We start from the raw sequence: 25699 nt of genomic DNA, 5'->3' as shown, positions 1-25699 counted from the left end.
CGGTTAGGCCGAAATAAGCGTCTCCGTATCCCCGGCCTGCAATGACAAGGGCCGGCCTCCGAGTCCCTCGAAGAGCTGTTCCCGGCACGTAAGAATGAGGATTTGGGTATTGCGGGCGGCCATGTTAAGGATGTCGAACATCCGGCCGATCCGCCGGTCGTCGGAAAATACCAAGGCGTCGTCCAGCACGACGGTCGCCGGATGGCCTTGCTCGACCAGCATTTCCGCAAAAGCGAGGCGAACCAGGATGGCGATCTGCTCCCGGGTGCCCATGCTGAGATGGTGGAAGGCCTCTTCATGGCCCGCTTCTCTCACCACGCCGGTGATGCGAAGGTTCTCGTCGATGCGGATGTCGGCACCGGGGAACAGCAGCTGAAGATATGGCCGCACGCGGCTGAGCACCGGCGACAGGTAGCGTTCCTTGGCGGTCTGCTCGGCGTCACGCAAGGTGGACAACAGGAGCGTGAGGATCTCTACCTCCCGCTCCGAGCGCCTGCATTCTTCCTCGCAAAGCGCCACTTCCCGGGCCTTTTGCGCGATGGCCTCATCCAGGCCGGCGCCTTCGGTCGCCTCGATGCGCGATTCGAGCCCCTTGATGTCGATCTTGAGCTTTTCACGCTTATCGCGCCGGTCGCCGATGGCCTTTTCGAGACGGCGGATGCGGGCGTCCAGCTGGGGAAGCGTCTCGTCCGTCCGCCGGGCCTCGAGATCGGCCACTGCCATCCGCTGTTCCGAGACGGCATTTTTAGCCGCCTTGACGGCGGCCGCGAGCCCATCGGCGGAACGGGCTGCTTCGGCTTCCCGGAGCCGCCGGCGAAGGGCTTCGAGCCGTTCCTGGGCGTCCTCGTGGCGGGCATCGACCGTGCCCAGTTCGGTCCGCAGCCGGCTCAAGGTGTCCTCCGGGCCGGCCAGGGCCGCGCGCGCGGTTTCCTGCCCGCGCCGCGCGGTTTCCGCCTCTTCCTGAGCCGTCCGAAGGGCGGTTTCGGCATCGCCGCGTGCCGGCGGTTCCGCCAAGTCCAGGTCGTCCATCTCGCGCTTCAGTGCCTGACGCAACCCTTCGATATGGTCGAAAAGGGGCTGAGCCCCGGCCTCGCATTCGTCGGTGGCGGGCGCATGCAGCGCCGCCTCCTGGCGGGCAAATTCGGTGTCCTGCAGGTGTTTCCGACGTGCGGCGTACTGGGCTTCCGCGTCGCCGACCGTCTTGGCGCCGCTGCTCTCCAGCGTCTCCTTTAGCTGGTCCCGGTAGTCGCGCTGCCGGCAGAGCAGCTTGTCGCGGTCCTTGATGGCCGGCTCGATCGTGATTTGGCCGCGGTCGGGAATGGCGATGGTGGCGGGTTCGATGGCTTGAAGCGACGGCTGTTCGGCCGTGAGCGCTTCGCCATTCACCTCGATGCCAGACAAGCCCGCAGGCGCCATGTCAAACGTGATGCGGGTGGCCGCCGCATGCAGGCGACTGTCGATTTTCTCCAGTTGCTTGGCAATGCTGCGGATCGCCTCGATGACATCGTCAGTCACCCGAATGGCGGCGGCGTCCTGCTGCGCCTGGCGCTGGCGCTTTTCGGCGGATTGCGCTTTCTCGCAGCGAGTCTGAAACTCCCGAATCCGTGCCCGGCGTTCCACCGCGGCGAGCACGTGGCGCTTCCGGGAGACGGTTTCGTCGGCCTTGACGACGGCCGCCTCGGCGGCGCGCGCTTCAGCCCGTAACTGGTTGAGCCGGGACGATGCCTCCTGCTCTTGCCGGCGAACGTCGTTCCGGTGTTGCAGGGCGGTCTCGACCGCTTTTGCCTCCGAGGCAATCGTGGCTTGCAGCCGAAGCCGTTCGGCTCGGGCGTGCTCGGCCTGCTCCAGGTTGCGCTTTTTGAGCTCGAGATCCGTGACCGCGGCTTCGATGCGGGCTTCCAGCTCAGAAAGCTGGCTGAATCGTTGGCGCGCCTCGTCGAGTGCCTTCCGGTCCGTCCGGTCGCGATCGCCGGAAGACAGGCGCGCCAGTTTATCCTGGGCTATTTCCAACTCGTCGAGGGTCTGGGACAGCTCCCGGCGCTGTGCCTGCAATGCTTCCAATTCGCCGCGGAGCGTGTCCAACCGGTCGAGCAAGTCCTTGTATTTTCCCCGCGCCCGGCCGGTTTTGGTCACCCATTCGGCGAGTTGTCGCTCGATGGCCTGGGGCAGCGCGCGGCCGCGCCGGCCGCCTAGAACGGCGCCGACTTCCGACTCCAACGCGTTGTGAAGGCTCGATCGCGCACTCTCCGGAAGATCCAGATGGCCGAAGGACTCCCCTTGCTGCACCCACAAGACGTTCCACATGCCGAGGTTTTCGGCCTTTGCCCCCGTCTTGCCGGGCTCGTCGAAATTCAACCGGCCGCGCAGGGCGTCCTCGGCGGCATCGCCTTCCAATGTGCGGCCGTCGGGGCAGGCCAGGCGGGCATAGGGCTTCTTGAGGAAGCGTTTGGTAATCCGGTAAAGGCCGTCCTCCAGCTCGAACGCTAGCTCGATCACCGGCCCGGCTTGATTGCGGTCGTTTTGCAGGGCGGCAATCGCCTGGGCCTTGGAGCTGTATTTCTCGAACAGGGCGGCGCGGAGCGCGTCGAGCAAGGTGGATTTGCCCATTTCGTTGGGACCGACCACCACGTTCAAGCCGTCGTCGATGCCGTCGAGGCGGGTCGGATGGGTAAATTTCTTGAACTGATTGAGGGCCAGGGATCGCAGTTTCATCGCTGACTTGCTTGTAACTTCATGTGCTCGATATAAAGACGCTGCAGGGCCTCGGCGGCAAGCTCACGCTCGGCTTTGCCGCCTTCCTCGATCTGCTGCATCAGCTTTTCGGCGGCCATGCGCACGAATCCGCCCCGGTCGATCCGGTCGAGATCTTCCGCGGTCGGTCGGGAGAACAGCTGCCGGTCGTCGACGCGCATGAAGCAGAACGCCGCCGAGACCCCGTCTTCGATCTGGTCTTGGAAATACTGGCGGTCTTCCAATGACAGGGCGCCGGCCACGGTCAAATGGACCAGCACTCGATCCAGCTCATCGGCGCTCCCGCGCAGCTTTTCGGCGAGAAAGTCGATATCCTTGCGGCGATTGATCCGCTCCGAGAAATGGGTCCAGGTGTAGCGCCCCGTCGGCACCGGCGTGACCGTCGGCGGCGCGGCCGGTCCTTCGATTTCCACGAGCAGCGCCCGACCGCCGTCGATCACGTCGAAGGCATCCGTCTCGGGGGTGCCGCTATACCAGCACCGATCGTTGATCTTTTTCTGGCCATGCCAATCGCCCAGGGCAAGATAGGCCAGGCCGGCCCGCTTGGGGCGGTCGGGATCGATATAGTTGGGAGTCTCCCGGTCGTCCGAGCCGAAGCCGGTCACGGTGCCGTGGGCAAGACCGATGCGCACGAACCCGTCGGGAAGTTCTACCTCGTCCATGTAAGCGGTCGGATCATCCAGGGTGCGCCGATAATGCAGCGGGGCCGGCAGCAGAGCGGCGCCGATCTCTTCCAGGATCATGGGTTCCGGCGCGACGTGAGCATGCACGTTTTCGGGCAGACCCTTGCCAAGCAGCCGATCCCAAAGACCGTTGGGGCGATGTGGGTCATGGTTTCCCGGAAGCAGATGCCACTGCACGCCGGTGAAGCTTCGCATCCGCTCCAAGGGCTGGTTGAGCGAGCGGGGCGGAAGAGCCTCCATGTCATAGACATCCCCGGCGACCAGGACATGGCGGACGGCGTGCTCGCCGGCGAACTCGCCGATGCGCGTGATCGCTTGGAGCCGCGCCTCCTGAAGCAGCCCCATGGCGGTGCTGTCCATGAAGCGAAACACCTTTCCGATTTGCCAGTCCGAGGTGTGGATGAATCTTATCTGCATGGTTTCTTTTAGTCGGGGGATGTCGTCTTCTTTAAAATAACCATTAAGGGAGGTTGTCGGTCAAGGAAGGATCGACGATTCTGATCGCCGCGAGCCCTGAGGGCGTGGATGAGTTCGCCGAAAACCGGGCCCAATGGCGCAGCCCGGGAGGATGGATCAATGGTGCTTCGCACTCGGTATTTTTATAATGGGTACTCGTCTACCCATTGGAGCGTTTTTTCATGCGACCTCATATCGTGCTGGAGGAGGCACCGGTCGAAGAGGCTTTCAAGCTCACTGGCGCCTCTACCCAAAGGGAGCCGGTGCCGATCGGCTTCGGCAACGGCTCGGGGATCAGGAGCCGGCACTGACTCGCTTCAGCCAGCTGGAGTTGCTGCAGAGCTGCCGCGATGAAAAGGAGTGGGGGATGGGCGGTGAGCTGGAAAATCCCGTCGTTTCTGGATGAGAAGGGGTGGCAATGGCAATTGAAGAAAAACGAAAGCGGAAAGAAGCGCTCCTGACAGGCAAGGTCCAGGTGCTTGAAATGATCGCCAGGGGCGCCCCTTTCCACCAAGTGCTGGAAACCCTGTGCCGGTGCATCGAGCAGAACCTCGACCAGGGTTTGTGCTCCATCCTGCTCCTGGACCCGGCAGGCCGGCACTTGCGCCAGGGGGCGGCCCCAAGCCTGCCCGAGGCCTATAGCCGGGCCATCGACGGAATCGCCATCGGTCCCAAGGTGGGTTCCTGCGGCACGGCGGCCTTCCATGGAAAAAGGGTGATCGCCGGGGACATCGCGACCGACCCCCGCTGGGCGGGCTTTCGTGCCCTGGCCCTGGAGCACGGGATGCGCGCGTGCTGGTCGGCGCCTATTTTCTCCTCTCAAGACGAGGTGCTGGGGACCTTTGCCATCTATCACCGCATCCCCTATCGTCCCGAGACCGAAGAACTGGAACTCATCGACACCGCCGCCCAGCTTGCGGGCATCGCCATCGAACGTAAACGGATGGCCGAACGTCTTCTCTTCTACCGCCAGATCTTCCATCATGCCCACGATGGGATCGCCACCACGGATCTGGCCGGCTACTATCGGGAACAGAATCCCGTCCACCGGGCGCTCATCGGCTATTCCGATGAAGCGCTGGCCGGCCAAACCCCCGCCATTCACCTGGGCGAGGAAACCTTTGCCCGGATCTTCCAGGCGCTGGAGTCCGAGGACGTCTTCCGCGGCGAGATCCGCTCGCGAACGCGGGCGGATGACTGGGTGGACATCGAGCTCACCGCCTTCGTGGTGCGGGACGAGGACGGCACTCCCCTGGGCACCGCCGGGATCAAACGTGACATTCGCGCCCGCAAGCGGGCGGAGTCCCGCCTCAAGCAGCTTGCCGAACGCGATTATCTGACGGGCATCTATAACCGCTCCATGTTCCACCGGCTCCTGGAGGCGGAACTTGCGAGGATCGGCCGCCATCGCCGGCCGCTTTCGCTCATCCTGTTCGATGTCGATCATTTCAAGCAGATCAACGACCGTCACGGCCATCTCGTCGGGGATCGGGTATTGATGCAGCTGGCGGAAATCGTCCGGGAAAACATTCGCAAAGCGGACGTGTTTGCGAGATACGGAGGCGAGGAATTCGTCCTCCTGCTTCCGGATACCCCACCCGAGAAGGCGGGAAGGCTTGCGGAAAAGCTTTGCCTCAAGTGCCGCAAGTATTGTTTCGAACGCGTGGGCAAGGTCACTTGCAGTTTCGGCGTGGCCGGGTTCAGGCAAGTTGAATCCGCCGAGGATTTCATCGGGCGGGCGGACGAGGCCTTGTATCAGGCGAAAGACGCCGGACGCAACCAAGTTCACACTCGCGTGGATCGATAAGCCTCATGAAACCATCATCAATAAGAGGCCCTCAGATCCCCTGCTCAGTGCTTTCCCCCTCACCCTATTTTCCTCGGATGAGCAGCTGACGAGCCCGAGGATTCCAGCAATGCCCGGATAATCCGATCGTACCTGACCCTCGAGACCCGCCACTCATCCGGCGGTTCACACTGTCCCGATGACGCCAGAATATCGTGCAGACAGCGGGCGGCAGCGTCCGCTTCCTTCTCGGCATCGTCTTCATAACTGGGATAGAGATAAGGCGACGGGACGTATTCCGGGTAGGCTAGCCGGTCCGGTGCCAGTGGAATACAATCGGATGCCATGGCCTCGAGCAGGGAAAGCCCTTGGAAATCGTGCAGGGCCGTCGAAATCACCACATCCGCCTCTACCAGCAATCGCTCATATCGGGCCCGATCCGCAATAAAACCAAAATGGGCGATGTGCTCGGCATAACGCGCTCCGATCTTCTCGAACGCTTCGGGCTGCTTGCGAAATCGCTCGCCGACTACGCTCAGTCGAAAGGGCTGCCCTAGGTCAGCCAGCCGATCCAATAAATGAAGCAGCCGATCCGGGCCCTTGTCATACTCCCAGCGGTGGTTCCACAGCAGGTGCGGACACTTGCGGTTCAGCGGACTGGTCCGCTTGACGAACAACCGATCCTCGATCGGCACCGGGACCACGTCCGATTTGGCTTGCAACGCATCCACCAGTCCCGGGGGCACGCCGTCCGGCAAGCGAGACAAGAATTCGTCCACGCCGCTCAGAAAGCTCATCCGGTTCCACCGACTGTTAAAAACCACCCGGTCGGCGGCGACGGCACTGTACAAGTTCACCATCTGCGGTTCCGCGCTCCAATGCTGGCCTTCCGATACAGGAAATGCGAACTGGTTTTCATGCATGTAGAGCAACGCCGGCACGCGAGCCAGGTTGGGATGGAAACCGCGCAGGGATGCCAGGTCGACCATCGAGCTTGCGACAATCAAATCCCAGCATTCCTGCAGCAGCGGTTCATCCAGCCAGGACAGCGGATTGCCGCGAATTCGCCAGCGAAAAAACCGGGGAGGCAACGAAAGCACATGCCATTCATAGTGCGGCAGCGCTGCAATCAACTGCTCCCGCCAGCGGCGATGACTGGCGGCATCGTACGCGGAAAGCACCAGTATGCGGGATTGGCTGGGATCGATCATGAGCGTATTTTAACCCGGGGTTCGGGCTCACACTCGGATTTACAGGATAGCGGAGCCCCTGCCTGGAAAGTAAGAATGTACTTGGTGGGTGCGGCTCCGGCGGTAATGCAGCGGGGCCGACAATAGAACGGCGCAGTTTTGTATACAGCCTCTAAAATAACCATTTAACGAGGTTGTCAGTCTCAAGGGAGGATCGACTCAGGCGGCGGGTGATTCCTTTTTGGAAACGCCGCTTTCACGCAACGCCAGGTAAACCGCCGTCTTCAGGGTCAGGTGCAGGAGTACCTCAACCACCTCACGTTCGCCCGGCTTTGCTTGAGCACGAGAATGTTCTCTTTGAGGTGGTCAGACCAATTCAAGCGCCTGCTCACCTTTCTGGCGAGGCTCAATGTGCATGATGATCTTCTGGTCCAGCCGGTTTAGGAATACCAGTAGACGCCCCTCGGAAAATAGGTGGTATTTTCCATTCATCAGTCGGGAAACCTCGGATTGGTCGATGTCGAGCAGTATAGCGATTTCTCTTTGTTTGTAACCCTTATCTTCTAGAATCTTGCGCACCGCATGGCCAAATTGGGCACGGACCATGAGTTCATCCGGGTTTTCCAATCCCATGTCAGCGAAAACGTTTCCGCTGCTTTGTTCGAATCGATCTTGAGTCATGAATTTCTCTCCTGCTCGATCTCAACCGCCATTCGATACCGATGCCGGATTAACTCCACTTCTTTCTGGGGTGTTTTGATCCCTGATTTGGCTTTCTTCTGGAAGGCATGCAAGACGTAAACGCTAGAGCCAATTTGCACTGCATACACCGTGCGGTAGGTATCAGTATCGAAACGGGTGACAATCTCGAATACTCCTTTGCCCGCGCCCTTGAACGGCTTGGTATCGGGGGACTTGTCGCCTTTCTGAGCGTCATACAGGGCGACCCCGATTTCCCGGCGCACTTCAGCGGGGAACCGCCGGACTTGTTTTAGTGAATCTCCTATCCAGATAACCGGGCTTATCGCTTTTTCGTTCAAGGCTTATTTTTTATTTTATGAGTAGATACTCAATATTACAAGATTTATCTTTTTGCTTCCAAAAGTATAAATTCTTCTGTCAAGTTCCAGAACGATTGTTCTGATCACGGGAGGGTCGGCGGACGCGGATGCATTCGTCGAAAGCTGGACCCGGCAGTTCGGTAGGATGCGCCGACGAAGAAGGCGCATCATTCGTGTTTGATGCGCTTCGTTACACGAAGCGATATGAGGGCCTTCTTAACCCGGGTCATTGAGCATTCACTTTCATACTTTTCCACGGGTACGTGACAGTTAAATATTGTGTCACCTGAATTCCCGCCTTCAGGGACCATGTGCAAGGGGACTACGACCTCACGTTCGCCCGGCTTTGCTCGATTGGACACGGGGATCTCTTCTTCGTCATCGGTGCGCCCCGCGACGGCTTCCGCCAAACAGTCGGCTGCCTTCTTGGTCTTTTTGCGATCATGCAGGAAACCGGATCATGATAGTCTCTTAATCAGATTTCATCCTGCTCATGTCCAGTTGCCTGAGCGTGGAGTCGAGGGTGCCGTATTGGTTTATCCTTGGGAGTGTTTCCTGCCTTAGCCAAACGGTGCTTCTTCTAGGTGAAGGCGCTTAGGGCGCACTATTCGGTCTATTTATAAATCGCTATGCTAACTATATTGTTAATTTTCATCGGAATCCTGGACCGTTCAACTCCAAAGCAATTACCGCCATCAAGCTATGACTGAAAATATATCGGCTCTGAATAGCACTTCCAATCCTACGCATCCTTGCCCGTTCTGTACGTTACCGGATGAAAGGGTTATTGCCCATAGTCCGCTGGCGTTGGCCGTCCGCGATGGTTTCCCTGTCTCACCAGGACATACTCTCATCATTCCGCGAAGGCATGTCGGCTCCTTTTTCGATACCAGGTCAGATGAACGTAGCGATCTGCTTGCTCTGCTTGAACGCGCCAAGGCGCAGCTTATCTCGGAGTTTCAGCCCGACGGCTTCAACATCGGCATAAACGACGGGGCAGCGGCCGGTCAGATGGTGGCGCACCTGCACATTCACCTGATTCCTCGCTACCTTGGAGACCAATCCGACCCACGCGGTGGCGTCCGCTGGATTTTGCCCGAAAAAGCGTGCTACTGGGATGGCTGATATACAGCTCGATGAGTACTGTCGGCACTTCGCTAGGCTAAAGCGCGCGCCCAACCGTGTCTTTCCGGAATCGACTCTGCGAAAAGCGCCGCATAAGCCGCTGCTGCTATTGGCAATCATGGAGATGATTGCCCGAGGAGAAATCACTTCCAGATTTATCAGTATCACCGGCGAGTTGATAGAGCTGAATGCGCTGTTTACCGCCTACTGGCGTGCGTTGATGCCAATCACTCAGACGACCAGCATTGCCTTTCCTTTTTCGCGTCTTCATACCGAACCTTTCTGGGAATTGGTGGCAGTTCCCGGGAGGCAGATAACACGTGCAACGATCGATGCCGTCTCGTCTATTTCCCAACTCAGGAAATTAGCACTAGGGGCAAATATCGACGAAGAGCTATTTTTTCTGATGACGCGACCGGAAAGCCGCAGCAGGCTGGTCAACACTCTACTGCAATCCTGCTTTTCCGACGAAGGCCGAAAAATTCTCCAAGCCGAACTCGGCGTGCAGCATCAAATTTTTCAGTACAGCCTGGAACTCGAAGCACTTCCTCATAAAGTCGCCGAGCCTCAAAATCCCATTCCCTATAACGATACCGTGAGGGATCAGGGTTTCAGGCGAGCCATTGTTTATTGCTATGATCATCGCTGCGCACTATGCGGCGTCCGAATCGTTACGCCGGATGGTCATACGGTGGTAGAGGCAGCTCACATCAAACCCTGGAGCCAATTCAAGGACGATGATGTAAGAAACGGCATAGCGCTTTGCCGATTGTGTCATTGGGCGTTTGATGAATGGTTGATGGGCGTGGACGACAATTACCAGGTTCTCCTGTCCCGGCACATGGCCATCAGTCCGAATGCCGCGGGTTTTCTGATGACCCTGTCAGGGCGGCCGATTATCTGTCCTCAGGATAAGGCGCTATGGCCGGATCTAGGTCGGTTGGCTTGGCATCGGAAGAGGATGTATGCGTAAGGGGCTTCAGAGTGAAAGGATCGGACACGATTCCTTCATTAGATGTCTCCTGCGGTCGCTATTTGAGCTTTCGCCAACTGATGGAGTGCGGCGAGACCCAGACACCGCAGAACGCTTCGATAGATTGCCGGACAGTGAAACCGCCGATCTAGCCCGTACCCGCGCGACAGAATTAAGCAAACTGCTGGCACACAAGCCGGAGGCCGATCGCGCCCGTGTGCAGCTCGACGATGCCGAACTGATCCTGCCGCGCCATCCCTTGACACTGCTGCGTGATATTTTGACCGCCATGGCTCAAGGTAACGCCGTGACCATCGTCCCCACCCATTGTCGACACCGATGAACTGGAAGAACTCACCCATGCAGCCATTTTCCTCATGGTCGACCTAAAATCCATCGGAAATCGTTGCAATCGGTACGATAAGGTTTAATTGAACTGAAGGTGCGTAACCAGAGAGTTCCTACAATGGGATGACTAAAACCTTTGGGAAACGTATCGGTAGCCAACTTTACCTCCATGTGGAATACTTGGACCTGCTCGGCGTTGGCTCACGTGAACGTTGTCTTGATGCTAGCAATTTGTGCGGAGATCCATGATTGAATTGCGGGTGCTTTGGTTGTGCCGCCGCTCCTCTTGTAGCTGTAAACTGAAAGCGGAGTCCTCGTGAACGACGATGGTTTTCTTTCCCTATTTGAATCCATGAGACATGCCGGCGAGCTTCGCCATCTCAACCGTGAGACCCGACGGCGATTCAAGTCCTGGCTTGCTCGCTATTTCGATGACTCGAAACCGGCAGACGTTAAAGCCTGGGAATTCATGAAGGAACTTCGTCGTCTCGAGGACCTGGATGCAATCGAAGACGGTACCGATCCCGACGAAATTTATGCCGGCAATCTGTTGATTCCGGTTGAAGACGTTCGACTTACGGTGTCGGATAAGGCGGATTCGATGGCGGCGTGGGAGGCCATTTCTCTATGGCATTGAAGGAACTGGATTGGACAAGCGTATCCGAGTTCATTCAGCGCATGCCGGAAATCGAGACTATCTTAGTCGGGGGACAGGCGGTGGCTTTCTGGAGCCGGCATTATTTGAATCGCCCTGTTACCAGCCAGGATATTGATTTCCTCGGTACCGCGGAAGATGCCGAAGAGTGGTCGCAGGCGTTAGGTATCGAATGCAAAATTCCGGACCTCTCCGATCCGACTCCGAACAGCGCAATGCTTCGCTGCCTTATCGGAAAAGACGAGGTCGATATTGATTTTCTCGCCAGCCTGGAAGGTTTGAACAGTATCGATATTCGAAAGACCGCCATCGAAATTCATATCGGCGACAAAACCCTTCGAATCATGCATCCGATTCTGTGTCTGGAAAGCAGGGTGTTCAACCAACGACTGCCTTCAAAGAAGGGGCATCCGAAGGCATTAGAGCAACTTGAAGCCAGTATCGATTTTTCTCACGGTTTTCTTCAGGATTTAATCGCCGGCAATCGAATGCGTTCAGCTTTTTATGGGATCGAACGGGTTTTCGCGTTGGTCTTGGAGCCGATGGGCAAGGAAGTATGGTACCGGTATGGTATCGATGTCTTGAGGGCCATCCCGCAAGATTCCAGGTTGGGCAAGGACTTTTGGGAGAAGCGCTACCCGGCGGCCTTGAAGCAAATCGAGCAATCACGAGAGAAATTCAGACAGCTTCAGGCGCGTCGCTTGGAACAGAAAAACAAGAATCGGGATGACGAGGACCAAAGCTCCGGCTTCTCGCCCAATTGAGTGTGTGCGCTCACTTGAATGAGAGTAACCACCATGTCCCGTTCCTGCTTTATCACTATTTCCCTTAATGGTTCCAGATAACGCCGTGACCATCGTCCCCACCCATACGGAGCTGACCACCCAAGAAGCGGCCAATATCCTCAATGTCTCTCGGTCCTACCTGATCAAACTTCTGGAGGAAGGAACCATCCCCTTCACCTCTACCGGTAGTCACCGGCGGGTCCGCTACCAAGACCTGATGAAATACAAGGCCGTACGTGACCGCCGGAGCCGAGAAGCGTTGGAAGAATTGGCGAAGCAGTCTCAGAAATTGGACATGGGATACTGATGCCTTTGTCGTTGTCGACGATGCCTGTGTTCTCTATCCCGCTCCCTGCGAGATTTTCTTGTGCGTCTGGTGACGGTAGGCTTGTATGCAGCAATTGGCTTATTTCATCCCGGGGCAGTAGTCATTTTCCAGCATTCCGTACTATAGATTGCAAACATGCCTGCTTTTAACCGGAACCCATTGTCCTGCGGCAAGACCATCGGCCAGAAGACTTATCTGCATGTGGATTGCATTGACTTGCTCCCTTATGACCAGCAATCCCGGATCGCCACAGCCCAGCAATTGGCCGATGTCCAGAAGGAAACCCATTTCAACGTCATCCGTCTTGACCTCGACGGTCCCGGTATCGCCTTGCTCGCGTACTCAAACTTCTTCGAAGATCCCTTCCCCGCCCTGAAAGAAAGCTGGTTGGTGGATTTGGATCAAAAGTCGGTACGTCACCGAAACTATGCCGAATCATCCAATCCCCCAATCCTTCACCGGAAGGAATTGCTTCTGCCTCAAGAACACCCGCGGCGAGAAGAGTATGCCGCCTTGACCGCGGCCGCCAAATCCCGCTGGAACACCCGATCAACCCGGCGGATATCGTGAATTTGGGGTTCGTGGTCAATGTCATCGAGGACTTCGATGAACGGGTGGATGCCCTGACCCGAGCCTATTCGCTGGCTGAACGGCTGCTGGTGGTCTCGGTGATACTGGCCAATCAAAACGTCTCCGGGACGAAGTTCCGGGATGGGCTCTTGACCCAACGCGGCACCTTCCAGAAATACTACACCCAGGCGGAGATCAAGCAATTCATCGAGGGCGTCCTGGACGAATCGCCCATTCCGGTGGCCCCGGGCGCAAATTGTTTGGTTGCGGAATTCTTCTTCGGGTAGGCGGGTGCCGCGGGTGGTTTCGGTGGAAGATTTTTTGGCTATTAGCACCCATTACAACGAGCGCTAAAGGTATAGCCCGTGAAAGAAGACGAGCTTCTGAAACGCATCACCGTTAATCCAGAGATATTCGGCGGCAAACCCATCATCCGGGGCAGACAGTTGGCCGTAGAGCATATATTGGGCATGCTGGCAGCAGGGGATGATTTTGAAACCTTGCCTGGAGGGGTATCCCGGGTTGGAACGAGAAAACATACAGGCTTGCCTGGCATGTGCCCATCGTATGGGGGAGCATGAGCGGGTGGAGCCCGATTTAAGGTGAGGTACGATGCCAGTCGACACCATCGGTGGAAAGGGGGAGGGCGAGCCGGATTTGCCCTCGCGGGGGTAATCAGAAAGAGTCGGTTGTGGGAAATCCCTCATCGCTTGATCGACGGGAAGACCTCGGATCGGTCGATACCGAGTAATGAGTCTATGTGCCACTGCGGGATTCGCGTACGGCTTCCAAAATATCTTGAGTCGAGGCGTTGGTTTTGATGCCGGGCACATCGAAGGGGGATTTTTCTAATTCTTTCTCGGCACGGAGGACAAAAACCGAGCCGTCCTTTCTCCGGATGCGAATTTCTTCGTTTTAGGCCAAAGTGAGCAATTTGGCCAGATTCTGCCGCGCTTCTGAATAGGTAAAGACTTTCATGGGGATTACTCCAATCTCTCAATATCAAGTTTCGCGGCAACCTGCCGCATCTGACGGTCTAACATAATCAGAGGACATGCCAGGGACCGCACGCACTCTAGAAAATAAGCATCATAAGCGTAGATATTGAACTGAAAGGCAATGTCCAAGGCCTTGCCGATATCCACGGCCAATAGCCGAACCGGAATCATTTCCGTCACATCATGGACCCTCAGCGCCTGCTCAGGGATAATCTGTCGGCGTTTACACATTGCCGTTAGTGCATTACCGATCTCATAGGTCGGGTAGGCCAATTTTATTGGCTATTGACAATACCGCTTCGATATTCTGGTTAGTTGTCGTAGGAAGGTACATCAAAAGCAGGTTGCTTGGCCATGTAATTTATATGTGGGGTCGTACTTCAATAGGAATTTCTGTTAAACAGAGGTGTAGCCAATGAACGAAGACGAGCTTCTGAAACGCATCACTGTCAATCCGGAGATATTCGGTGGCAAACCCATCATCCGGGGCAGACGGCTGGCCGTTGAGCATATATTGGGCATGCTGGCGGCGGGGGATGATTTCGAAACTCTACTGGAGGGGTATCCTTGGTTGGAACGAGAAGACATACAGGCTTGCCTGGCATATGCCCATCGTATGGTGGAGCATGAGCGGGTGGAGCCCAGTGTGATGGAATCGGTGGCGTGAATCTGCTATTGGATACCTGCGTCTGGGGCGGAACGTTGCAGGTGCTTCGCGAGGCGGGTCATGATGTGGTTTGGACCGGCGAATGGGATACCGATCCCGGTGACCAGGAGATCCTCCGCTACGCTTATGAGGAGGACCGAATTTTGGTGACTTTGGACAAGGATTTCGGAGAGCGGGCTATTGTCTACGGTGACCCCCATTGTGGAATTGTCCGTCTGGTGGGTATTCCGGCGCGTAAGCAGACGGATTATTGTCTTCGAGTCTTGGAGAAATACAGTTCCGAATTGATGCGTGGAGCCATTGTCACCGTTGACGTGAAACGAACACGCATCCGAGTGCCGAAGTAGGAATATTAAATCAACTATAGGGAAGGAAATCTGCAAAAGGCCGCGGGTTGGAGCAATACTGGATTCCAACAGCGTGTGCGTCGACCGTGAGGTCAAAAAATCTTGCCAAACAAAACAGTTTGGGATAGCGTTGGCCTGACGATAGGCTGGAAAGAGACATTGTTCCTGTCCCTTATCTCCAGGTCTGAGGCATGCCGAAGCTCACCCCCGAAATCCGCCGCAAGCTCGCCGCCCTGGCCCGCCGTTACGAGGTCAGTGAGGACGCTGTCCTGGCCGCTTTCCAGGCGGTATCGGAGGGCGGGGGTCGGATGGCCCAGTTCCACCACCCGGAGCTGGGTGGAGGCGTGCAATGGATGTACAGCGGCATGATAATGATCGGCGACATGTTCAACAACGTCCTCAAGGCTCGCGTCGACGGGCTTTGCACTGAGATCTCCGAGCTGTTGGCGGAGCAGAAGCCGGGACCTTCGACACCGGCGTCGGAGGCCTATCAGAGTCAGCGGCAAATGGGATCTTCAGCAGAGGGAGATGCCCCGCCGTCGGCTGAATCGGGAAGGGTTTCTTTCTCGACGGCGTCGTGGGACTGGGGAGTGCGGGAGTCCTGGTGGCCGGAGCAGCTGGGTACGCCGAGCGCTACGGGGACGCAGAACGATCTCGCCTACGCCATCTTCCCCCAGCACCATCGCCTGGCGATCCGGTTTCGCGGAGTGGTGCGCATCTACGACACCCTCGACCATCGAATCACCGGGATCGCCCAGCAGCAAAGCCGCCATGCGACGCTCAACTTCACCAGCCAGAAGGGGACGGTCGTGCTCGACCGGCTCCCGCTTGTAGAAGAATGCGGCGACCCTTCCACCGGCGGCTCCTGATCTGCATGGATGGCTGATCTGTACCAACGCGAGGATCCGAGGTCTCTTTGACTAACGGCCGGATGCCAATCGATGTTCGACGAGTCTCGATTATCAACTACCGGAACCGCACATTCTCGCGCGTGAGCCGGCTGATCGAGGTGCAGCCCATCAATTTCATCCCCCGTTCGATTTCCGCCCGCATCAGTCCCAGCGCCCGATCGACACCGGCCTGACCGGCGGCCGCCAGGGGGAAGAGGTAGAAGCGTCCCAGCCCCACGGCCTTGGCGCCGAGCGAAAGCGCCTTGAGGACGTGGGTTCCGCGCTGGACCCCGCTGTCCATCATCACATCGACCCGATCGCCCACCGCATCCACCACTTCCGCCAACTGGTCGAAGGCGGTCCTACAGCCGTCGAGCTGGCGGCCGCCGTGATTGGACACGATGATGCCCGTGCAGCCGATCTCGGCGGCGCGTCTGGCATCCGCCGCCGATAGGACGCCCTTCAGACAGAAGGGTCCGTTCCAGAATCGGATCATGTCTTCCACGTCCTTCCAGTTCAGGGAAGGATCCAGCATCTCGGTGAAGTAGCGACCGATGGACAGGGTCCCGCCGCTCATATCCACGTGTTGCTCCAATTGCGGCAGCTTGAATTTTTCATGCATCAGGTAGTTCCAGTTCCACCGTGGCTTGATCGCAAACTGCAGCATGCCGCCCGGGGTCAGCTGGAAGGGAATGGTGAACCCGGTGCGCAGGTCCCGCTCGCGGTTGCCTCCGGTGATGCTATCGACGGTCAGCATCAGGACCTCGACCCCGGCCGCTTTGGCGCGTTCCAACATGGCGCGGTTGAGGCCGCGATCCTTGTGAAAATAGAACTGATACACTTGCGGCGTGGCGTAGGTCCGGCGCAGCTCCTCCAGGCTCACCGTGCCCAGCGAGGAGACGCCGAACATCGTTCCGTATTTGGCGGCGGCCGCGGCGACCGCCCGTTCGCCCTGATGGTGGAACAGACGCTGGAGCGCGGTGGGGGAACAATAGACGGGCAGGGCGAGCTTCTGGCCCATCACGGTTGCGGAAAGATCGACGGTTTCCACGCCGCGCAGAACATTGGGTATCAGATCGCAGCGCTCGAAGCTTGCCGAGTTTCGGCGGTGGGTGATCTCGTCGTCGGCCGCGCCGTCGATGTAGTCGAATATCGGTCCCGGCAGCCGTCGTCTCGCCAGTTCGCGGAAATCGTGGAAGTTGTGGCAATCGCTGAGTCGCATGTTGAGTCTGAATGTTCAGTAGGTGCATTGATGAGGAGGACCGAATTCTGGTGACCCGGGTCAAGGGTATTCAAGCGGGGTAGATCAATCCCTGGATACCCCGGACCGGATGGGTCAATCGATCTCCGCCGGCTCCATAACCCCATGCTTGATCCGCTCGCGCTTCCAGGTATAGGTCATGTGCACCAGGCCGTCTCGAGTCTGGATCATGGCGGGATAGGAGTATTCCCCCGGCGAATCTTCCAGGGTAACGACAGGCCGCCAATCGATTCCATGGGCGGACAGGGCGAGGGCGAGCCGGTTCCGCCGGCGCGGGATGGGGTTGTAAATCAAGAGGAAGCGGCCGTCGGCGAGTCTGATCGCGTCGATGCTCGAATTGGGGTTGGGGAGCGGGGTGGCCGCCATCCGGCCCCAGGTGCGCCCGCCGTCGTGGGACCACACGGTAGTGATGGTTTTGTTTCGGCTGCGGCAAAGCAGCTGCAGCACTTGGGGCGAGTGAATCAGCACGGTCGGCTGAATGGCGCCGAATTGATCGGGATCGTTCAGGGGGCCGGTCTTTTGCCATCGGTCCGCCGAAGCCAGGTCTGCCGAATTCCATTGGCCCTTAAAACGTTCCACATGCACTGTCCAGCCGGCATCTTCCGTGCTCGATCCGGCCAGGAGTCCGCCGCCGGCCATTGCCACCGGCTTGGCGCGGACGGGGCCCAGGATGCCGGCCGGGAGTTCGATCGCTTCCGACCACGAACGGCCGCCGTCGTCGGAAGTTCGCACCATGCCCCGCCAGTCGCTCGGGCTCGGACCCACCTTGTAGAAAAGCAGCAGGGGGCCTCCGAACGGCTGGAAGAGCACCGGATTCCAGCAAGGCATCCGGCGGCCGTCGGGGAGCCTGCCGGTGGCGATTTCCACCGGCGGAGACCAGCGGCCGTCTTCGTGGCGGGAAAGCCAAATGCCCGTATCCGGGGCGCCTTCGGTCGTACCCCCGAACCAGGCCGCCGCAAGCGCATTGCCCGTTTCCACCAGGGTAGAACCGTGGACCATGGGGGTCGGTGCTCGATCAAAGACGAATTCTAAGTTCATGAATGCTTTGGTTGTTTGGATAACCCATCAACGCTCTCCTTGTAACACAGATGTCGTATTCCTATCTGCGCTTATAAACAGGCTTTCGATGCCCCCACCTTACCCGATAGGGGCCGCACCTTTTAAGCTTGTTGTCGTAGGCTTTTCTCACCCGTAGCAATCGATTCGGTCAAAACTCCTCCGGATTGTCGTGAGCTATCGTTTCAAGCAAACACCCAACGGAAAGGTCCCAGAAACCTTCTTTCCGGGGACCAATCAACGATGGCGAATCGGATTTCAGAGAAAGCTCCCCTGAATTCGTTTTCCAGCGCGTTCTGAAAATCGGTAGCCGTGCGGTGGGCATCGTTGCCGAAAGCGCCGCAGCCCCATGCGCCGAGCACAAGCGCCGTGTGACCGTATGCCCGTGCGATAGCCAGCACCCGATGAATGCGTCGTTGCAATAGATCGCCGGCTTCCGGCTGGCCAATGGCGGGCGCATAGGGAGCGGCGCATGTAATGAAGCTCAGCAGCCAAGGTTGTTCGAGGGCCGTTCCGTCATCGGCTCGAAACACGGGCACGTCAGGCGAATAGATGGCCCAGTCGGTAGAATCCGATCGCGGCCGCTTGCGGTGCGCTTCATACATGGGATCGCCTATGAGTGTTGGGTATAAGGCGCTGGATCGGCAAAGAACCTCTTCTTGCGCTTTGGCCCCGTCAAGAAACCCGCCGCCCGGGTGAACTCCATTGGCAAAATTCAGCGCAAGAGGCTTTCTTCCGTCTTCGACGAGTCGCCGCGAAGCCCCAAGGGTTGTTTCGTTGGCGACTTGTACCTGGGTTTCAGGAAAGGCAACGGGATCAGGCGTCGGTAGGCTCGCATCCGGAGGAATGCTCGCCTTTGCGGAGCAGGCAGCTTGGACATATCGACTCCAATCGATTTGCCTGCCGGCATGGTCGAAATAATAACCCCTCTCGGCAGCTTCCACTGCGGACCTTCCAAGAGAAGCGGCCACATCCCGAGGGATATCCAATTCCCGACGTCTGGATGCGATCATTTCATCCGAATCAAGGCAGGGAAGAAGCTTCAACGTGATATAACGCAAACGGTTCGATAATTGTGAAGAAACCTTTTTATATATAGCTGGCGGTGGTGAAAACCTATCCAGGCGATGGGTGGGAACTGTTGGCAAAGGGTTTGTCCGATAAATAATAACCATCGGAGGCTATAGTCTATAGTCGGAGCGGGCCGCTCCTGGAGAGTTGGTATGTTTTTGCAAGCGGGAGACATGACCAACCCTTGCAGAAACAACAATTGAAAGAGGAGATTTGGGCGTCTACCGCCCGCGCCGTCGGGTCCGGCATGGTTGGGTGGGAATACGCGACAACGCCGCCGAGTATTTCACTCGCCTCCGTTTGTTCTTCCGCTCCGGGTCGGGTCCCTCTGGTCCCCGATCAGCGCGGTGGTGTAGCTTTCCAGCTCCTGCGAATCGATGAGGCCTGTCTGCGTGGCGAGCCGCTCGAGCGCCTGCAACCAACGCTCGTAGTAGTCCCACGAGGAGTCCGTGAGGGCGTGCTCCTTCTCCCACGCAGCGATGGCGTCAATCAATTCCTGGCGAAAGTCTTCCCACTCGTAATGGCCTTTCTTTGCCAACGCGATGGCGACCCCGAACGCTGCCCGCTCCCAGGCATTTTCGAAGAACAATTTTCCGTTCTGCCGGGGAGGTGGAGCCTTGTCGCCGAGCATGCTAGTGGCAGCAAAATGCTCGAATCTCAAATACATCTGGGTTTTCCTCTTAATGGCTAATTCAGCTCGTTTCGCGCTAGGGCGCCTGAGCAAACGCCACGCCCATCATGGCCTCCGGAGTCACCAGGGATGCGAGCTCTTCCTCGGTCATGCCCTCGGTGCCGGAAGGTCGCTGCGGGACCACAAACCATCGGATCTGGGCACTGCTGTCCCAAACCCGCACCTCAACATCGTCGTCCAGCTCTACACCGAATTCTTTCAGCACGGCCCTCGGCTCCCGGGCCGCCCTGGCGCGGAACGAGGGATCCTTGTACCAGTAGGGGGGCAGTCCAAGAACCGGCCAGGGGTAGCAAGAACAGAGGGTGCAGATGATAATGTTGTGGACCTGAGGCGTATTCTCCACGGCTCGCATGTGCTCACCCTCGGCACCCGCCATACCTTGGGGAAAATCCATCTTGGCGATGGCCGCCGGCGTGTTTGTGACCAGGAGTTTCTTGAATTCCGGGTCCACCCACGCCTTGGCGACAAGCTTTGCACCGTTGAAGGGTCCCATCTCCGTCTCAAAGTAACTGATAACCTTATCCACGGTGTCGCTGGTGATGATGCCTTTCTCTATCAACAACGCCTCCAAGGCCCGCACGCGGGCGGCGTTTTTTAGCTCCCGGTCGTCATCGTAATCAAATAGCGCGCTCATGATGCGAATGCCTCTCCTTCCAGGGGTCGGGTTCTACACGGTCGATTGGATGTAGGTTTCAAACAGGTCGGCGTACAGCACGGTGCCGGGTTCACCGAGTTCGCCCCATAGTTCCGCTTGCTCGAACTTCACGCCATAGATGGGCATCGGGGCGCCGATGCCGTCCGCCGTCGGGAAAAAGTAGCTGTAGGCCCCCTCGTAGACCTCATCGATTACCCCCACCTTGTTGCGAAGGTAGCCCGGCAACCGGGTGTGATCGCTGGGAGGAAAATCTTTAATGACTACCCAATCACCCACCTTGTATTTCGGCCTCACCTCCACATCGCACTTGGGGGAATCCCCTATCCGAAGGTAGCGGATAACCTGGTCGTCGATTGCCGGGTCCCCGTCTGCGGGAAGAGGCGCATCAAGTGCCTGCAGGTACTCGCTCGTTTTCTGGTCGAGCTCCTCATGAGAAATATAACCCTCCCCCACTAAGAAGCTAGAAATACCTCCAAGCCATTTCTCGTAGTAGCGGAACTTGAAGTATTCGAACGGGTTCATGGCTTCCGCGCCCTTGCGCAGATGCCCCCATGTCCACATACTGTCGAACTGGGTCGGTACCTCAGCCACCGGTAGGTGATTGCTGAGGGCCATCATGGCCACGTGGATGCCAAAGATGCGCTTTTCCCACGGTTCAAAAAATACATGCTTGTCGAATTGCAAGGACCCGAGCCCTTCGAGCCCACCTAGATTGTGCTGCAGTTTCATGTTCCTTCCCCATCACGACGTTGCTGAGAGTAGAAAATCGGGGAGACTGAGACACGCCTCGAATCCCTTTCTCAACTCTGACTCATCCAGGTGGCGTCCGATGAAAACCAGCTCGTTCCTGCGTGCCTCACCGGGCTGCCACGCGCGGCCGGGCCGGCCTTCAAGCGTCATATGCACGCCGTGCAGTACGAAACGCCGATCTTCATCTTCCAGCTCCAGTATCCCCTTGATGCGGAAGATGTCAGGCCCTCTGGCCTGCACGAGTTCGTTCAACCAGCGGTTCAATTGGTTGCCGTCGATCGCGCCAGATCCGGTGATGGCGATCGACGTCACTGATTCGTCGTGCGCGTGCGTGTCTTCGCTCAGCAGATCGGGGTCGATGCGCAGGGCGTTCGCCAGGTCGAAAGCATTAACGTCAAGAATCGTTCCAAAGTCGATGTCACAATCTCTAGTGCGATAGATCTTTGCGATAGCGTTGATGGCGCGTATGCGCTGCTCCAACTCGTCGACGGCGGCCTCGGTCACAAGATCCGTTTTGTTGACCAGGATGACGTCGGCGAAGGCGATCTGCTCTACGGCCTCGTCGCTATCCCAGTGAAGTGAGATGTGCTTGGCATCGACCACCGCAATCAGAGCATCCAGGGTAAGCCTCTCGCGCATGGAGACATCGACCAAGAAAGTCTGAAGCACGGGGCCAGGGTCGGCGAGGCCCGTTGTCTCGATCAGAACATGGTCAAGGTCGCCTTCGCGCTCGAAGAGATTCTCCAGGGTCCGGATCAAATCGCCGCGCACTGTGCAACAGATGCACCCATTATTCATCACGATAATTTCTTCGTCGGCACTGACCACCAAACGACTATCAATCCCCACCTCACCAAACTCGTTGATGATGACAGCAAACTTCTTGTCGTGTTTGGCAGAGAGGACTCGGTTAAGAAGGGTGGTTTTCCCCGCCCCTAGATAGCCTGTAAGAACGGTTACCGGGATTTTCTTCATAAAAAATCTCCATTTCGAATTAGCACAGGCGCGGAAACCTGCGACTTCAATCGCGGGAGGAGCGTCCCTCGGGTTGGGCTCAATACGTCCCCAGGCACTCGCTGGATAAACGGTTTCGGACCTCCGTCAGGAGGTGTTTGCCGATAAACAAATAATAATTGATCTGAAGAATTCATCTGAAAACAGTTATGCTTTACCGGAAAAACAAGCTGGCGTCAAGGGATATATTTTCAGTTCGGTGCTGCCTATTTGAGCCCTTAACCTTCAATAAGTTAGGGGGACACCTCTTGCACGCATCGCCCAACTGAACGGGACTGATTCACGCAAAATTCACGCTCGTCTGCACCTTTCCGTCAGCCCAATAGCTCCATCTGCGGAGAAACCGCAATGTTCGGCCTTGAAACCGTGTGCTTGATAGAATCATTTTGCAAGTGACGGCATTCATTGCGCTGGTTGTTCCACTGAGCCGTTTTTCCTATAGTTGCGCGCACCACTCAGGAATGAGGTAATAACGAAAACAAAATATGATTCGACCTTGGATAGCACGTCCCGTGAGATCGAGGGGGCGGTAAAAACCGTCACCATCAAACGGGACCCGTTGGGAGACCTCTATGTTTTCTTCTCCTGCGAGATCGAAGATCGGCCGAACCACCGCGTCGTGTCGGGTGAAAGCGCGGGCGCGGATTTCGGCTTGAAGACCTTTCTCACGTTCAGCGATGGAAGCGAGGAGGTCTCCCCGTTGTTCTACCGCGAGGGACGCAAGGCCATCCGCCGGGCCGGCAAGAAGCTCTCTTCCAAGCAGAAAGGGAGTAACAACCGCCGGAAGGCCCGGATGGCGCTCGCCCGCGTCCACAAGCGTATCGCCAATCAGCGCCGGGACCACCACTTCAAGCTCGCAAGACGATTGGCGCTCCGGTACGACCACCTCTTCCTTGAAGACCTGAACCTGAAACCAATGCAGCGATTGTGGGGAAAGAAGGTCGGGGACCTCGGATTCTCCGAGTTCGTCCGCATCCTCCACCCCCAAGCCGGGAAGGCCGGGTCGGTCGTTCACCACATCGACCGATGGTTCCCGTCGAGCAGAATGTGTAGCGCCTGCGGGACGGTCAACGAGGCGCTGGACCTCAAGGATCGGCGTTGGCGATGCGCTTGCGGCACGGTCCATGATCGGGATCGCAATGCGGCCCTCAATATTTTCAGAGAAGGGGCGTCTTCTCTCGGGCTAGGCGACGTAAGACCCTCCGGGGCGATCGCTGTTTGAACCCGGAATCCTCTTCCTTCAGGGAGAGGAGTACGTCAATTGTTTCTGAAAGGTCCATCGGAAGCTTCGGGCGACGAAGATTGAAGGTTAGGGTTCCAGTATAGTGCAATTGTGCGAGAACCCCAGCGCGGCAAGCTTGCCTCACCCCGCGTCGGTTTCGTAGTGAAGCGCCAGCCAGACGGTTTTTTCCTTCGGGTCGGTCCATTCAACCCGATGGCGCCGATGGGCAGGGATATGGACGTAGTCGCCGGGATGCAGCGTTTGTACGCTCTCGTCTCCCTCGAAATACACACCCGCCGAACCGGACAGGAGCACGACCCATTCGTGCCGGGCCTGGTCGTACCATTGTCCGGCCGGGGTGGCGTGGCCCAGGGAGACGATGCGCTCGAGCGTGAACCGGTTCCCCGATAGCAGCGCTTGGAACCATTCTTCCGGCAACGTATCGGGGAGATGGGCGAACAGGTTTTTGGGTGTGTCTGTCATGTCTAAACTAACGACTTAATTCGCGTGCACCACCGGCAACGCCTTCCAGCGGGTCGTGTAGCTTGGCGATTTTAGCGTCTGGCGCATGCGCCAGCGGCCGCTCAAGGCCTCGCCGGCATAATGGAGGGTCTGGCGGCCGTAGCGGCGGTTGATGTCATCCAGAACCGTCATCAAATGCTCGGATCGCCGGGGGCGTTCGGTTTCGGCGTCGAATAGGGTGTCCTGCCCGATGCCGGCGGGCACCAGATCCAACAGTATCACCCCGGCTTTTTGATAGGCCGGGCCGGGCCGGTGGATTTGCGTCAGTCCCCGCACGGCGGCGCGGATCAGGTCGCCGGTATTTTGGGTGGGGCGCTCGAAGGCGAGGGTACGGGCGTTGGCGCAGTAGGGTTGGCGGGAATCGAACGGGCTGGTGTGAAGGAAGACGGTCAGGGCCTGAGCGCACAGTTCCTGGCCGCGAAGCTTCTCTCCGGCGCGGGCGGTGAATGCGGTCACCGCCGCGCGTAGATCGTCGAATTCGGTGAGCCTCTGGCCGAAGCTGCGTGAGCTGAGGATTTGCTTTCGAGGCGGCGGCACGGTTTCCAGCGGGAGGCAGGAGACCCCGCGTAGTTCCCGGCCGATGCGCTCCATCACCACGCCGAAATGCCGCCGGAGCCGTTTCGGGTCGGCTTCGCGCAAGGCTTGAGCGTGGTCGATGCCCAGCGCTCGAAGTCGCTCCCCCCAGCGTCCGGCAATGCCCCACACGTTCTCCACCTGCACCGCCGCGAGCGCCGATTCGGGCGAGGGCAAGCGTTCCCAGTCCAGCGCGGGACCGTCCGGGCTGCCGCCTCGCTTGGCCAGGCGATTGGCGATTTTGGCCAGGGTCTTGGTGGGGCCGATGCCGATGGAGACGGGAATGCCGGTCCACTGCCGCACGGTTCGGGCGATTTCCAGGGCGTAGGCGGTCAAGTCCTCCGGCATTCCGGCCAGGTCCAGAAAGCACTCGTCGATGGAATAGATTTCGATGCGGGGGGCGAATTCGGCCAGCACTTGCATGACCCGTCGGGATATATCTCCGTAGAGGGCGTAATTGGACGAGAATACGGCTACCTCGTTTTGTCGGATGAGAGGCTCGATCTTGAAACAGGGCGCCCCCATGGGAATTCCCAGCGCCTTGGCTTCCTGGCTGCGCGCGATCACGCAGCCGTCGTTGTTGGAGAGGACCACCACCGGCCGGCCGTCCAGGCGGGGTTGAAACACGCGCTCGCAGGAGGCGTAGAAGTTGTTGCAGTCGACCAGGGCGAAGCGGTCAGAACGAGCGGACGGCATGGGCCACCACGCCCCAGATCAGGAATTCCATGCCCTCGCCGATTTCCAAGGGCTTGAAATCCGGATGCTCCGGCATCAGCCAGAGACGCTCCCCTTCGACCTTGAGCCGCTTCACCGTCAGTTCCCCGTTGACCGCCGCCACCACGATGCTGCCCGATTTGGGCTCCAGGGCCCGGTCCACCACCAGCAAATCGCCGTGATGAATGCCCGCTCCGGTCATGGAATCGCCTTCCACCCGGACGAAGAAAGTGGCCGCCGGATGCTTGACCAAATGCTGGTTCAGGTCGAGACCATCTTCCTGATGATCGTCGGCGGGGGAGGGGAATCCCGCCGGCACCTTGGAACCGTACAAAGGCAAGTGATGCCCGGCCGGTGCCGGGGCGGGCAAGCAACTTCTGGCGGGAGGGGCTTTCCCTTTGGCGGCCAGCCAGGCCTTGAGGACCGGCAGTGCGCTCACCGGCACCCGGATTGCCCGGGTGGGCTCGCCGTAGGGGCCGGTGCAGGGCTTCCTGCCGGCGCCCGGGCGGGCGCCGCCGCGTCGATTTGCTTTTTTCTCGGACATGGGGACATTTCTC

At 58.2% G+C, this 25699-nt stretch carries 30 protein-coding genes; 15 read left to right on the top strand and 15 right to left on the bottom strand.

Features of this window, described 5'->3' with window-relative positions:
* Positions 1 to 3: 3 nt before the first annotated feature.
* Both H035_RS0114740 and H035_RS0114735 read right to left on the bottom strand, forming a co-directional pair.
* On the bottom strand, positions 4 to 2712 hold the full coding sequence (locus H035_RS0114740; protein ID WP_022949738.1) for an AAA family ATPase: 2709 nt from the start codon (positions 2710 to 2712) through the stop codon (positions 4 to 6).
* Positions 2709 to 3851, bottom strand: coding sequence for a metallophosphoesterase family protein (locus H035_RS0114735; protein WP_022949737.1), 1143 nt, complete (start codon positions 3849 to 3851; stop codon positions 2709 to 2711). The genes H035_RS0114740 and H035_RS0114735 overlap by 4 nt, the downstream gene beginning before the upstream one ends.
* 221 nt (positions 3852 to 4072) lie before the next feature.
* Between H035_RS0114735 and H035_RS22525 the strand changes: the two genes are divergently transcribed.
* Together H035_RS22525 and H035_RS0114725 are read left to right on the top strand one after the other, a co-directional pair.
* Positions 4073 to 4201, top strand: a complete 129-nt coding sequence (locus tag H035_RS22525) for a type II toxin-antitoxin system VapB family antitoxin (RefSeq protein ID WP_235044657.1) — start codon at positions 4073 to 4075, stop codon at positions 4199 to 4201.
* Positions 4202 to 4308: 107 nt separating this feature from the next.
* Positions 4309 to 5697 (top strand): sensor domain-containing diguanylate cyclase, encoded by a 1389-nt coding sequence (locus H035_RS0114725; protein WP_022949735.1) that lies wholly within the window; start codon positions 4309 to 4311, stop codon positions 5695 to 5697.
* A 59-nt stretch (positions 5698 to 5756) separates the two neighbouring features.
* Here H035_RS0114725 and H035_RS20005 read toward each other — a convergent pair whose 3' ends face one another.
* From H035_RS20005 to H035_RS0114710, 3 genes are all read right to left on the bottom strand, one after another.
* On the bottom strand, positions 5757 to 6887 hold the full coding sequence (locus H035_RS20005) for a tRNA-queuosine alpha-mannosyltransferase domain-containing protein (RefSeq protein ID WP_022949734.1): 1131 nt from the start codon (positions 6885 to 6887) through the stop codon (positions 5757 to 5759).
* A gap of 345 nt (positions 6888 to 7232) precedes the next feature.
* A complete protein-coding gene (locus H035_RS0114715) occupies positions 7233 to 7547 on the bottom strand; it encodes a helix-turn-helix domain-containing protein (protein ID WP_022949733.1) in 315 nt (104 codons plus the stop codon).
* Positions 7544 to 7906: a type II toxin-antitoxin system RelE/ParE family toxin gene (locus H035_RS0114710; protein WP_026596655.1), complete on the bottom strand. Its 363-nt coding sequence runs from the start codon at positions 7904 to 7906 to the stop codon at positions 7544 to 7546. Before H035_RS0114710 ends, H035_RS0114715 begins: the two co-directional genes overlap by 4 nt.
* A gap of 723 nt (positions 7907 to 8629) precedes the next feature.
* On the opposite strand from H035_RS0114710, the gene H035_RS22790 reads away from it, so the two are divergent.
* From H035_RS22790 to H035_RS19980, 12 genes are all read left to right on the top strand, one after another.
* Positions 8630 to 9052, top strand: a complete 423-nt coding sequence (locus H035_RS22790; protein WP_022949731.1) for an HIT family protein — start codon at positions 8630 to 8632, stop codon at positions 9050 to 9052.
* Entirely contained in the window at positions 8979 to 10025 is a 1047-nt protein-coding gene (locus H035_RS0114700) for an HNH endonuclease (RefSeq protein ID WP_235044655.1), read from the top strand. The genes H035_RS22790 and H035_RS0114700 overlap by 74 nt, the downstream gene beginning before the upstream one ends.
* A gap of 85 nt (positions 10026 to 10110) precedes the next feature.
* Positions 10111 to 10368 carry a hypothetical protein gene (locus tag H035_RS20000; RefSeq protein ID WP_022949729.1) on the top strand — a complete coding sequence of 86 codons (258 nt, stop codon included), beginning with the start codon at positions 10111 to 10113 and terminating at the stop codon, positions 10366 to 10368.
* A gap of 321 nt (positions 10369 to 10689) precedes the next feature.
* Complete coding sequence (locus tag H035_RS0114690; RefSeq protein WP_022949728.1) at positions 10690 to 11010, top strand: hypothetical protein; 321 nt, start codon at positions 10690 to 10692, stop codon at positions 11008 to 11010.
* Between the two features lie 41 nt (positions 11011 to 11051).
* Positions 11052 to 11792: a hypothetical protein gene (locus H035_RS19995; protein ID WP_152486079.1), complete on the top strand. Its 741-nt coding sequence runs from the start codon at positions 11052 to 11054 to the stop codon at positions 11790 to 11792.
* An 85-nt stretch (positions 11793 to 11877) separates the two neighbouring features.
* Positions 11878 to 12120: an excisionase family DNA-binding protein gene (locus tag H035_RS19990; protein WP_051149865.1), complete on the top strand. Its 243-nt coding sequence runs from the start codon at positions 11878 to 11880 to the stop codon at positions 12118 to 12120.
* Between the two features lie 156 nt (positions 12121 to 12276).
* Positions 12277 to 12711 carry a class I SAM-dependent methyltransferase gene (locus H035_RS0114675; protein ID WP_152486078.1) on the top strand — a complete coding sequence of 145 codons (435 nt, stop codon included), beginning with the start codon at positions 12277 to 12279 and terminating at the stop codon, positions 12709 to 12711.
* Positions 12708 to 12998, top strand: coding sequence for a hypothetical protein (locus tag H035_RS0114670; RefSeq protein WP_022949724.1), 291 nt, complete (start codon positions 12708 to 12710; stop codon positions 12996 to 12998). Before H035_RS0114675 ends, H035_RS0114670 begins: the two co-directional genes overlap by 4 nt.
* Positions 12999 to 13076: 78 nt before the next feature.
* A complete protein-coding gene (locus H035_RS21505) occupies positions 13077 to 13292 on the top strand; it encodes a DUF433 domain-containing protein (RefSeq protein WP_200861588.1) in 216 nt (71 codons plus the stop codon).
* Positions 13293 to 14124: 832 nt separating this feature from the next.
* Positions 14125 to 14376, top strand: coding sequence for a DUF433 domain-containing protein (locus H035_RS0114655; protein ID WP_022949721.1), 252 nt, complete (start codon positions 14125 to 14127; stop codon positions 14374 to 14376).
* Positions 14373 to 14723: a DUF5615 family PIN-like protein gene (locus H035_RS0114650; protein WP_022949720.1), complete on the top strand. Its 351-nt coding sequence runs from the start codon at positions 14373 to 14375 to the stop codon at positions 14721 to 14723. Before H035_RS0114655 ends, H035_RS0114650 begins: the two co-directional genes overlap by 4 nt.
* A gap of 191 nt (positions 14724 to 14914) precedes the next feature.
* On the top strand, positions 14915 to 15592 hold the full coding sequence (locus H035_RS19980) for a hypothetical protein (protein ID WP_022949719.1): 678 nt from the start codon (positions 14915 to 14917) through the stop codon (positions 15590 to 15592).
* A gap of 97 nt (positions 15593 to 15689) precedes the next feature.
* Here the strand turns inward: H035_RS19980 and H035_RS0114640 are convergent, their stop codons facing one another.
* The 7 genes from H035_RS0114640 to H035_RS0114610 all read right to left on the bottom strand — a co-directional run bounded on the left by H035_RS0114640 (position 15690) and on the right by H035_RS0114610 (position 22072).
* Entirely contained in the window at positions 15690 to 16835 is a 1146-nt protein-coding gene (locus H035_RS0114640) for an alpha-hydroxy acid oxidase (protein WP_022949718.1), read from the bottom strand.
* A 114-nt stretch (positions 16836 to 16949) separates the two neighbouring features.
* Positions 16950 to 17873 carry a sialidase family protein gene (locus H035_RS19975; RefSeq protein ID WP_200861587.1) on the bottom strand — a complete coding sequence of 308 codons (924 nt, stop codon included), beginning with the start codon at positions 17871 to 17873 and terminating at the stop codon, positions 16950 to 16952.
* A 242-nt stretch (positions 17874 to 18115) separates the two neighbouring features.
* A complete protein-coding gene (locus H035_RS0114630; protein ID WP_200861586.1) occupies positions 18116 to 18874 on the bottom strand; it encodes a TIGR02452 family protein in 759 nt (252 codons plus the stop codon).
* 413 nt (positions 18875 to 19287) lie between these two features.
* Positions 19288 to 19668 (bottom strand): nitrile hydratase accessory protein, encoded by a 381-nt coding sequence (locus tag H035_RS0114625; protein ID WP_022949715.1) that lies wholly within the window; start codon positions 19666 to 19668, stop codon positions 19288 to 19290.
* A gap of 40 nt (positions 19669 to 19708) precedes the next feature.
* Positions 19709 to 20326: a nitrile hydratase subunit alpha gene (gene nthA, locus H035_RS0114620; protein ID WP_022949714.1), complete on the bottom strand. Its 618-nt coding sequence runs from the start codon at positions 20324 to 20326 to the stop codon at positions 19709 to 19711.
* 33 nt (positions 20327 to 20359) lie between these two features.
* A complete protein-coding gene (gene nthB, locus H035_RS0114615; RefSeq protein WP_022949713.1) occupies positions 20360 to 21076 on the bottom strand; it encodes a nitrile hydratase subunit beta in 717 nt (238 codons plus the stop codon).
* Positions 21077 to 21088: 12 nt separating this feature from the next.
* Positions 21089 to 22072 carry a CobW family GTP-binding protein gene (locus H035_RS0114610; protein WP_022949712.1) on the bottom strand — a complete coding sequence of 328 codons (984 nt, stop codon included), beginning with the start codon at positions 22070 to 22072 and terminating at the stop codon, positions 21089 to 21091.
* A gap of 535 nt (positions 22073 to 22607) precedes the next feature.
* Between H035_RS0114610 and H035_RS19970 the strand changes: the two genes are divergently transcribed.
* On the top strand, positions 22608 to 23333 hold the full coding sequence (locus H035_RS19970) for an RNA-guided endonuclease InsQ/TnpB family protein (protein ID WP_022949711.1): 726 nt from the start codon (positions 22608 to 22610) through the stop codon (positions 23331 to 23333).
* 141 nt (positions 23334 to 23474) lie between these two features.
* On the opposite strand, the gene H035_RS0114600 is transcribed toward H035_RS19970, so the two are convergent.
* The 3 genes from H035_RS0114600 to H035_RS0114590 are packed head-to-tail and all read right to left on the bottom strand — an operon-like array spanning position 23475 to position 25686.
* The gene (locus tag H035_RS0114600; protein WP_022949710.1) at positions 23475 to 23816 is read right to left on the bottom strand and encodes a cupin domain-containing protein; all 342 of its coding nucleotides are present in this window, start codon (positions 23814 to 23816) and stop codon (positions 23475 to 23477) included.
* Between the two features lie 15 nt (positions 23817 to 23831).
* A complete protein-coding gene (locus tag H035_RS0114595) occupies positions 23832 to 25124 on the bottom strand; it encodes a Y-family DNA polymerase (protein ID WP_022949709.1) in 1293 nt (430 codons plus the stop codon).
* Positions 25105 to 25686 carry a LexA family protein gene (locus H035_RS0114590; protein WP_022949708.1) on the bottom strand — a complete coding sequence of 194 codons (582 nt, stop codon included), beginning with the start codon at positions 25684 to 25686 and terminating at the stop codon, positions 25105 to 25107. Before H035_RS0114590 ends, H035_RS0114595 begins: the two co-directional genes overlap by 20 nt.
* Between the last annotated feature and the right edge of the window lie 13 nt (positions 25687 to 25699).

The organism is Methylohalobius crimeensis 10Ki (assembly GCF_000421465.1).
Taxonomy (GTDB): domain Bacteria; phylum Pseudomonadota; class Gammaproteobacteria; order Methylococcales; family Methylothermaceae; genus Methylohalobius; species Methylohalobius crimeensis.
This window is presented reverse-complemented; position numbering and strand designations above follow the sequence as displayed.